General features: G+C 72.9%; 5 protein-coding genes. 4 read left to right on the top strand and 1 reads right to left on the bottom strand.

Annotated elements, in window-relative coordinates:
- Positions 1 to 52 precede the first annotated feature (52 nt).
- Positions 53 to 1,330 (bottom strand): MFS transporter, encoded by a 1,278-nt coding sequence (locus ACIQ7Q_RS27965; protein ID WP_403867821.1) that lies wholly within the window; start codon positions 1,328 to 1,330, stop codon positions 53 to 55.
- Positions 1,331 to 1,491: 161 nt separating this feature from the next.
- Here ACIQ7Q_RS27965 and ACIQ7Q_RS27960 point away from each other — a divergent pair, with 161 nt between their 5' ends.
- From ACIQ7Q_RS27960 to ACIQ7Q_RS27945, 4 genes are all read left to right on the top strand, one after another.
- Positions 1,492 to 2,193, top strand: coding sequence for a GntR family transcriptional regulator (locus ACIQ7Q_RS27960; protein ID WP_403867818.1), 702 nt, complete (start codon positions 1,492 to 1,494; stop codon positions 2,191 to 2,193).
- A gap of 71 nt (positions 2,194 to 2,264) precedes the next feature.
- Entirely contained in the window at positions 2,265 to 3,791 is a 1,527-nt protein-coding gene (locus ACIQ7Q_RS27955; protein WP_403867815.1) for a hypothetical protein, read from the top strand.
- A 217-nt stretch (positions 3,792 to 4,008) separates the two neighbouring features.
- A complete protein-coding gene (locus ACIQ7Q_RS27950) occupies positions 4,009 to 4,932 on the top strand; it encodes a hypothetical protein (protein WP_403867812.1) in 924 nt (307 codons plus the stop codon).
- An 84-nt stretch (positions 4,933 to 5,016) separates the two neighbouring features.
- A complete protein-coding gene (locus tag ACIQ7Q_RS27945; protein ID WP_403867809.1) occupies positions 5,017 to 9,837 on the top strand; it encodes a hypothetical protein in 4,821 nt (1,606 codons plus the stop codon).
- Positions 9,838 to 9,924: the final 87 nt, after the last annotated feature.

Genomic DNA, 9,924 nt, shown 5'->3' with positions numbered 1-9,924 from the left:
CAAGTTCCTTGCGGAGTCCGTCCCTTACGGAGTCCGGCCGGTGCCGGGCCGGTCAGAGAAGTTCGCGGTCGCGCGTCTCCGGCAGGCCGAGCAGAGCCAGCACGGCGAGACCGTAGCCGAGGGCGCCGAGAACGAGCGCGCCGCCCACTCCCCAGCTGTCGGACAGGAAACCGACGAGCGTGGGCAGGAAGGCGCCCACCGCGCGGCCGCTGTTGTAAGTGAAGCCCTGACCGGTGCCGCGCACGGCCGTCGGGTACAGCTCGCTGAGGAAGGAGCCGAACCCGCTGAAGATGGCCGACATGCAGAAGCCGAGCGGGAAGCCGAGGACGAGCAGCAGACCGTTCGCCCCGGCCGGGATGTTGGTGTAGGCGAGGATTCCGGTGCCCGACAGCACCGCGAAGAGCGCGATGTTCTTCTTCCGGCCGATCTTGTCCGTGAGATAGCCCCCGGTCAGATATCCGACGAAGGCCCCGGATATGAGGAACGTCAGATACCCGCCGGTGCCGACGACCGTGAGTTCGCGCTCGGTCTTCAGATACGTGGGGACCCAGGTCGCGAGGGTGTAGTAGCCGCCCTGAACACCGGTGGACAGCAGGGTGGCGAACAGTGTGGTGCGCAGCAGGTCCTTCTTGAAGATCGTGGTGAACGACCCTCGCTCGGCGCTGGTGCGGCGCTGCTCGGCGGCCGCGGGGGCGTCGCTGACATTGCGGCGTACGTACACCACCAGCAGGGCGGGCAGTGCGCCCGTCCAGAACATCACGCGCCACGCGGTGTCGGCGTCGAGGAACTGGAAGACCAGCGTGTAGACGACGACGGCGAGCGCCCAGCCCGCCGCCCACGCGCTCTGCACGGCCCCGAGTGTGCGTCCCCGGTGCTTGGCCGTGGCGTACTCGGCGACCAGGATGGCGCCGACCGCCCACTCGCCGCCGAAGCCGAGTCCCTGCAGCGCACGGAAGACCAGCAGCGTCTCGTAGTTGGGTGCGAAGCCGCACAGCACCGTGAACACGGCATACGTGATCACGGTGATCATCAGCGCCTTCACCCGGCCGATGCGGTCCGCGAGGATCCCGGCGAGTGCGCCGCCTATGGCCGAGACGACCAGGGTGACGGTGGTGAGAAGTCCAGTTTGTCCGTTGTCGAGGCTGAAGTAGGCGGAGATCGCCACCATGCTCAGCGGCAGCGTGAAGTAGTCGTACGAATCGAGGGCGTAGCCGCCGAACGCGCCGCCGAACGCACGGCGACCGCGCGGCCCGAGCGCGCGCAGCCACGCCAACGCGCCGGTGTCCTCGGGGAGCTCGTCGTGCTTCGGCTGTGCCTGGGTCGTGCTCATCTGCACCTCACTGAGGGGGAGGAGGAGCTTTCCGGAGAGTGCGGTGACGCCAAGGTAGGGGATTGTTGAACGATCCGACAAGAGTCGTGTGGACACGTTCTGGCTTCTACGATGGAGACCGCACGCCGGCGCGGACGTCCGGCGGCGGAGAGAGGGGCGTTGTGGGGACGACGGAGCCCAGGGCCGGGGGGCTGGCGGACGACCGCCCGCTGTTGGGGCGCACCAGCACGGCCGAACGAGTCGCGGACATCCTGCGCACCCGCATTGCCGAGGGCTACTTTCCTCCCGGCGAGCGGTTGTCGGAGGACAGCATCGGCAGGGCCCTCGGTGTCTCGCGCAACACTCTGCGCGAGGCGTTCCGGCTGCTCACCCACGAGCGGCTGCTCGTCCATGAGCTCAACCGCGGCGTCTTCGTGCGCATGCTGGCCGTCCAGGACGTCGAGGACATCTACCGCACCAGGCGACTGGTCGAATGCGCCGTGGTGGACCGGTTGGGCGAACCGCCGTACACGCTGGACAAATTGGACACCGCGGTCGCCGGAGGAGAACGCGCCGCACACGAGCGGGACTGGAAGGGCGTCTCCACGGCCAACATCCACTTCCACCGCGAACTCGTCGCCCTCGCCGGCAGCGCACGGACCGACGAACTGATGCGCAGCGTCCTCGCCGAGCTGCGCCTTGCCTTCCACGTCGTGGACGACCCGCAGCAACTGCACCAGCCCTACCTCGTCCGCAATCGCGAGATCCTCGAAACGCTGCGCGCGGGCAGGCGGAGCGAGGCACGACAGCTCCTGGACGCGTACCTGGACGACTCCCGCGCGCAATTGGTCAGCAGATACGCGAGGCTCCTGCCGGACGCCTGACCGCACCTGCGCGATGAGGGTGCTCTGCGCCGTTTCGACCGTTGTCGGTGCGAGGACCTAATCTGTGCACCGTGACTTCGCCAGCCTCGACGGACCTCGTTCCGCCCCAGCTCAGCGCGGGGCCGCGACCCGCGCAGGGCCCGGCCGCCGACGAAGGGCTCGCGCGGCGGCTCCGTGCGCTCGCGTGCACCGCGCCGCTGCACGATCTCGACGCCCGCAAGGCGAATCTCGCGGGCGAGTATTCGGTCTACGCCATGGCAGAGGTCGCCCTCGCCGCGATCGATCTCGTCACGCTCAACATGGACTTCGACACCGGCGCCGATCACGATCAGATAGTGGCGCGCCTCCTCCCGCGGGTGGCCGCCCAGGCGCCACGACGGCCCGTGGCCGAGCACGAGCGCGTGGCGCGCTGGGTGCTGGAGAACCTGATCAACGTCGGCAGCGTGGACCGCGGCTTCCGCGCCGTCTACGGCACGTTCGGCACCGACGGCGTCTACACCCGCCGCGACTACGACTTCAAGCTCATCGAGGAAGTGCCCGGCCACGGCGGCACCGTCTATCTGCGCACCACCGACGAAGCGGTCAACGTCCTGGTCGGTGCGCTCGACACCGACGTCACCAGCGCGCAGATCGCGGCCGAGGTGAAGCTCGAGGTCCTCATCAGCCGCGGCCGTCTCGCCGACGCGCAACTCGCCGCCGAACAGGCCCGCTACCGGACCGTGCAGTACTCGGAGGTACTCCGCAGGACGCTCGAGGCCACACGACGCAACGTCCGGGCTGTGGACTGGCTGAACGACGTCCCCGACATGATCGCCGAGGCCCTCGACCATGTCGCCGACCGGTACCGCCACGAGAACGCGATCCTCACCAACATCCGCAAGGCCCGTGACGAAGCCGAGGACCCCGAGCACAAGCGCCGCGCCGCCGAGCTCGTCGACATAGTCAAGGACTGCATCCGCCGGCACACCCAGCTCCAGTCCCGCCTTCTGGAGGCCGGCCCGCTGTTCCGGGCCGAACAGGACCGGCAGGCCTTCGCCCGGCCCACCGCCCGGACCGGGCTCGACCTGTACGGACAACTGGTGGCACCACTGCTGCCGCTGCCCGTCGAGTCGGCGATCCACGTCACCGACGCCTTCTTCGCACGCGGGACCGGCCTGCGGACACCGCCCTCCGTCCGCGTCGGCGACCTCGTCGACCTGCTTCTGACCCCGCCGATGGAGCGCGAGCACCTCGGTGCGGAGATGCCGGAGCCCGACCTGATCGCCACCCCCGACGACAGCCGCTTCAGCGAGGAGCAGCTCGCGAGCGCCAGGGAGCTGCTGGACCTGGAGCACGACGCGCCGCGCCGGCTCTCCGGCCTGCTGGTGGAGGCACGCCGCCGGGACCCCGACCTTCCGTATCTGGTCGCGTTGCTGGCCGTCCACGCGGCGAGCCCTCCGGTCGGCACCGCGTACCGCCAGGGCGAGCAGCGACTGCTGTTCGCCGTGGACGACGGTACGCAGCTGGACGACCCGGAGTTCGGCGGCGCGGACCTGATCGTGGGTACGGCGCTGCTGGACGCGGTGGGCATGGCGGCGGCGCGTGCGGAGGGGGCGTGACGAGGCCGTGGGCCGAGCGCCCGGGGCCTCGTACGACGGCGACCGCAGCCAGTCCGGCGCTTGAGGAGACCGTGCGAAGCGCCGTACCACGGTCCGCGCGGAGCCCGGTTTCCGGACAGGGCGGTTAGGGGAACGGCGTGCCGCCCCCACCGCCACCGCCCCGTAGACACCTCGACCACCCATCTCCCCCGTCAAACCCAGCCCTAGGAGCACCCCCGTGAGCGACCCCCACGTCGAGGCTCCCGCCGCGTGGAGCGACCCGGTCGCCCCTCCAGGCCCTCCGACCGGACCGATCTCCGCGGCCGCCATCACCGCCCCAGGGGTGACCCCCGCCGACGCCGCCGACGCCGCGCGCCTCGTCTCCTTCGGGCTCCAGCCCAAGCTGCTGCCGGCCCGCGACGCGGAGTACGCCGAACTACTGCGCCGCTACCGTGGGGACACCGCCTTCGCACGCGTCGCCGACGCCGTCGCGACCGGCCTCGGCCTCGTCGTGCTGGAGGTGTCTCCCCGGGCCGGCATGGCCGTCACCGCCGGCGAGGACTCCGTCTTCGCGGTCCGGATGGGCGACTACGCCCGCCGGGCCTCCGCCGACTCCGCCGACCGCTTCCTGCACGGCCTGGCCCACCTCGCCGTCGCCGCCATGGCCTTCCCCCGCCCGGAGGACCTCGCCGACGACGGATACATCGGCCGGATCACCATCAACGGCGTGGACGCCTTCGTGCGCCAGGCGTGCCGGCGCCTCGAAGAGCGCGCCGACGAGAAGGGCGAGAACACCGACCCGGCCAGCGAGGCCCCGGGTCTGGAGGCCGCCTGGCGGGTCTACGCCCGTCGCAGCGCCACCGGCGCCACCAAGGACGCTCGCCGCCTGGCGGGATCGACGACCGGCATCGTCGGCAAGGCCGTCGCCTTCCTCACCGACTCCGGCTTCCTGCAGCGGACCGGTGACGACGCCGGGGGCGCCTTCCGCACCACGGCCCGCTATCAGCTGCAGGTTCGCGACATGGCGGGCAACGCAGCGATGGCCGAGCTGCTGGAACTGGGCGTCGTCCCCGTCAGCGACGGTTCCGCCACGCTCGTGGCACCGCCCGACGGCGACGACCTCGACGTGGCGGCCGACGCCGGACTGCCCTTCCACGCGTAGGGCGTGCTCGTCCCCGCCCGACTGCTGCCCGCCGCCGCGTAACCGTTCAGACGAACACATCGACCAAACCGAGAGTCCCCCGCCATGTACGAGTTGTCCCGGGTCCGCCTCTACTCCATCGGTCCTGCCGGTGCGCGCTACGCCGACACCGTGCTCGACCTGCGCGGAGTCGGCGAGCCCGTGCCCGACCCCGCCCCTATGCAGGCGGAGTTCTTCGAGGAGGAGCCGGTCGGCCCGCCGCGCCGCCCGGCGCCCGCGGGCGTGCTCTTCCTCGAGAACGGCGGCGGCAAGTCGGTCCTGCTCAAACTGATCTTCTCCGTGATGCTGCCCGGCCACCGCAACACGCTCGGCGGAGCCAGCTCGGGCGTGCTGCGCAAATTCCTGCTCGCCGACGACTGCGGGCACGTGGCGCTCGAGTGGCAGCACACCTTGACCGGCGAGCTGGTCGTCGTCGGCAAGGTCAGCGAGTGGCGGGGACGTCAGGTGTCCAACGACCCGCGGAAGTTCGCGGAGGCCTGGTACTCCTTCCGTCCCGGCCCCGGACTCGGGCTCGACTCGCTGCCGGTCGCGGAGTCCACCGCCGTCCGTCCCCCCGTCGAAGGCGCGTCGGGCGCTCAGGGCCGCCGCCGCACGATGAAGGGCTTCCGCGACGCCATCACCGAGGCCGGCAAGGCGTATCCGCATCTCGACGTGTACTGGGAGGAGATCCACGACCGCTGGAACGAGCACCTCGGCGACCTCGGCCTCGACCCCGAACTGTTCCGCTACCAGCGGGAGATGAACGCCGACGAGGGCGAGGCGGCCGGCCTGTTCGCCGTCAAGAAGGACTCCGACTTCACCGACCTCCTGCTGCGCGCCGTCACCGACACCCGCGACACGGACGGGCTTGCCGACCTGGTCAGCGGATTCGGCAACAAGCTGGGCCGGCGCGCGGAGCTCACCGCGGAACGGGACTTCACCGCAGGCTCCGTCGACCTGCTCGGCCGCATCGTCGAGGCCGCCGACACCCGCACCAGGGCGCGCGACATCCACGCCGGCGCGGAGCGACGCACCCGCACCCTGGCGCGGCGCCTCTCCGCCCGTGCCGCGCAGGAGCGGACCCGTACTGCGGAGCTCGCCCAGCAGGTCACCGCCGCCGCGCACACGGTGACCGCAGCCGAGGAGACACGCAACCGCAGCTCGCTGGTCGCCGCCGAACTGGCGTTCCGCCACGCGTCCCTGGCCCTCGCGGCCGCTGAGAAGGGCGCCGCCGCGCAGCGCCGGGAACTCATCGACGCGCGCACCCTGCACTCGGCGTGGCAAGCGGCGGAGGCGGTACTGCGGCACCGGGCGGCCGCCGACCGTTCCGCTCGTGTCGCCGCGGCGATCCGGGAGGCGGAGCGGGACGCCGCCCCCGCGCTCGCCGCGCGGGCCAAGGCCGCCGGCGACCTCGTCCGCGCTCTGAACACGGCGGCGGAGAACGGCGAACGCATCGCCAACGAGGAGGAGGAGCGTTCCCGCGCCCTGCAGGAGGCGGGCGAGGCCGCCCACCGGGACGCCACTGCCGCCGCGAGGGAGGCGCAGCGCGCCCGCAGCGAGATCGGCCACCTCCGCCAGCGGCTGACCGAGGTCGAGCAGGAGACGGCGGAGGCGGTGCGGGCCGGATGGCTCGACGACACCGCCCCCGACGCCGACCCGGCCCGTGCCGCGCTGGCCGCGAGCGACGCGGAGAAGACGACCGTCGCCGCCTGGGACGAGGCCCGCGAGGCCGCCCGCTCCACGGCGGAGCGCGCAAAGGAGGCGGCGGCCGCGGAGAGCCGCGCGGAACTCGCCGCCGCCCGGGCGGCGGACGCGGCACAGGCGGCGGAGAACGCCTACGCGGCAGAGCGCCGCGCCGCAGAGTCCATCGCCGAAGACGAACGTCTGACGGACCTGCTGAGCCTCGCGCCCGCCACCACGAACTCCCTGGTGCCGTCGCCGCGCACCCCCGACCCGCTCGGCACCGGCCAGGCCGCACCGGCAACCCACGGCGAGGGCGACGGCACCGCGGCCTCGCACGCAACGCTCGCCGCCGAAAGCGCTGCCCACCGACGCCGCGACGGCCGCCTCGTCCCGACCCGCCGGACCGGGGAAGGGCCCCTCACCGTCGAGGAGCTCGACGGATTCGCCGACGAACTGCGCGAACTGCTCGAACAGTCCGTCGCCTCCGCGGAACGACAGCTGTTCGACCTGCGCACCGCCGCCGCCGACGACGCCCGCATCCTCGGCGCGCTCGGCGACGGCGGGCTGCTGCCGCCGGGCCCCGACGTCCTCGCCACCGTTGAACATCTGGGCGAGCACGGCATCCCCGCCCTGCCCGGCTGGCGCTACCTCGCACAGTCCGTCGACCCCGCCGACCACGCCGCCGTCCTGGCCGCGCGACCCGAGCTCGTCGACGGTGTGGTGATCACGGACCCGGATTCGCACGCCCGCGCCCGCGAGGTTCTCGCCGGCGCGGCTCTGCTGCCCCGGTCCGCCGTGGCCGTCGGGACCGCCGCCGCACTGCTCGCCCCCGTCCCGGGGCCGAGGACCGACGACGACGGGGACGTGTTCCTCGTGCCGCCGAACCCGGCGATGCACGACGAACATGCCGCCGACGAGGAGCGCCAGGCGCTGCGCGCCAGGGCGACGGCACGGGACGAGGACATCCGGACGCTCGCCGCCCGCCTCACCGCCGACCGGGCCATCGCCGCGCGCCTCGGCGCGTGGCGCACGGACTGCCCGCCCGGCATGCTCGCCGAGCTGGCCGAAGGCGCCCGTACGGCCCGCGCAGCGGCGGAAGAAGCGCAGGAAACGCTCGCAGAGGCCCGCACCGCACGCGCCGAAGCCGAGGAGGCGGCGTCCGACGCCGCCCGTGTGCACGACGAGCGGCAGGACGCCGCCCAACGGGCACGCCGGGCCGCGGACGCGCTCGCAGGCCTCGCCTTCCGGCTGCGCGAACGGGCGGGCTGGCAGGTGAAACTCCGTGAACTCGCCGACGAGGCCGCCGACTCCGAGACCCGCGCCGCGACCTGCCTGGAGCGCGCGAAGGCCGCCGACGAGGACCGCCGCGCCGCGCAGCGCGCGGGGGACGACGCCCGCCGCACCGCCCGTGCGCTGCTGGCAGAGCGTGCCGAGATCGCCGGAGCGCCCGAGAACCTGCCGGAAGATGACGGGACGACGCCCTGCCCCGCGCTGCCCACCCTGCGGGAGGCGTACCGCGCGGCCTCCCAGCTCTACGAGAAGGTCGGCGTCGGCGCGGATCTGCGCGCGGAGCAGGCCCGTGCCGAGAGCGACGAGAGCGCCGCCCTCGCGGAACTCGACCGGCTCACCAACAAGGTCCGCACCCGCGCCGCACAGCTCCTGGAGGGAACCGACGGCGCCGACGGCCCCTCCCGCCAGGCCGCCGCCGCACGGGCCGAGTCCCTGGTGCAGATGCTGGAGTCGCGTGCCTCGGAGGCGAGCGAGAAGCTCGGCCGGCTGCGCGGCGAGGCCGAGCGCCTCGCCCCCGCCGAAGGCGAGGCCCACACCGACCTGCCCGACGACCTCGTCCCCGCTGATGCCGAGCACGCCCAGGCCCTGCTGCGTACGGCCACCGGCGAACTCGCCGCCTGCACGGACGCCTTGGAGACGGCACGCGCCGCGCACGCCGGTCTGCTCCATGCCCACCGGTCCGCGGAGGACGCCGTCGGCGGCTTCGAGGAGACGGCCGCACTCCTGAGCGACCTGCTGCGCGACCACCACCACGAGGACGAGACGCCGGACGCACCGGAGCCGTACCCGGGCACCCTGGAGGAGGCCCGGCACTCCGCGGCGGAGACCCGCCGCGCGTTGCGCGGCTGCGCGACCGACCTGTCCGCGGCCGAGTCGGCTGTGCGCGAGGCGAGCGACGTACTCGTCCGGCACGCCAACTCCACCCGTTACGAGCAGGTCCGCACCCCGGCCCGCCAGCAGATCCGGGAACTGCCCGCCGCCGCGCTGCCCGAGCACGCGGCGAAGTGGGCGGAGGCGTTCGCGCCCCGGCTACGAGTGCTCACCGACGAGCTGGAACAGCTCGAGCGCAACCGCGACACCATCGTCGACCGGCTGCGCGGCCTTGTGGAGTCGGCGCTGGCCACGCTCCGCTCCGCCCAACGGCTCTCCCGGCTGCCCGAAGGGCTCGGCGAGTGGTCGGGACAGGAGTTCCTGCGGATCAGGTTCGAGGAGCCGGACCAGGCGACGCTCGCGGAGCGGCTGGGCGAGGTCATCGACGAGGCGACCCGTGCCGCGGTGAAGAAGAACGCGTCGGCCGCGTACGGCGAGGGGCGGCGCGACGGCATGTCGCTCCTGCTCCGCGGGGTTCAGGCGGCGCTGCAGCCCAAGGGCGTGGCCGTGGAGATCCTGAAGCCCGACGCGGTGCTGCGTGCCGAGCGTGTGCCGGTCGGTCAGATGGGCGACGTGTTCTCCGGGGGCCAGCTGCTCACCGCCGCCATCGCCCTGTACTGCACGATGGCCGCGCTGCGCAGCAACGACCGTGGCAGGGACAAGCACCGGCACGCGGGCACTCTGTTCCTCGACAACCCCATCGGCCGCGCCAACGCCACCTATCTGCTGGAGCTCCAGCGGGCGGTCTCCGACGCGCTCGGTGTTCAACTGCTCTACACCACCGGCCTGTTCGACACGACGGCCCTCGCGGAGTTCCCCCTGGTGATTCGGCTGCGCAACGACGCCGACCTGCGGGCAGGGCTGAAGTACATCAGCGTCGAGGAGCATCTGCGTCCCGGCCTGCCGCAGGTGGATTCGACGGGGGAGACCGTGCACGGAGAGATCACCGCGACCCGTATGTTCAAGCGCGCCTCGCTGCCCGCGCAGCCGACCGGGGAGCCGACCCAGACGCCGGCACAGTCGGCGGCGGGCCCGCAGGAGTAGCGCCGTACCCGCTCGCCCCTGCCCGCGCCGTCCCGTCGGCGCGGGCAGGTCGGGCATACAGGGCAGGCGAGCCGGTCCCCACGGAAG

Origin of the sequence: Streptomyces sp. NPDC096176, from assembly GCF_044763255.1 — a bacterium.
GTDB lineage: Bacteria > Actinomycetota > Actinomycetes > Streptomycetales > Streptomycetaceae > Streptomyces.
This window is presented reverse-complemented; position numbering and strand designations above follow the sequence as displayed.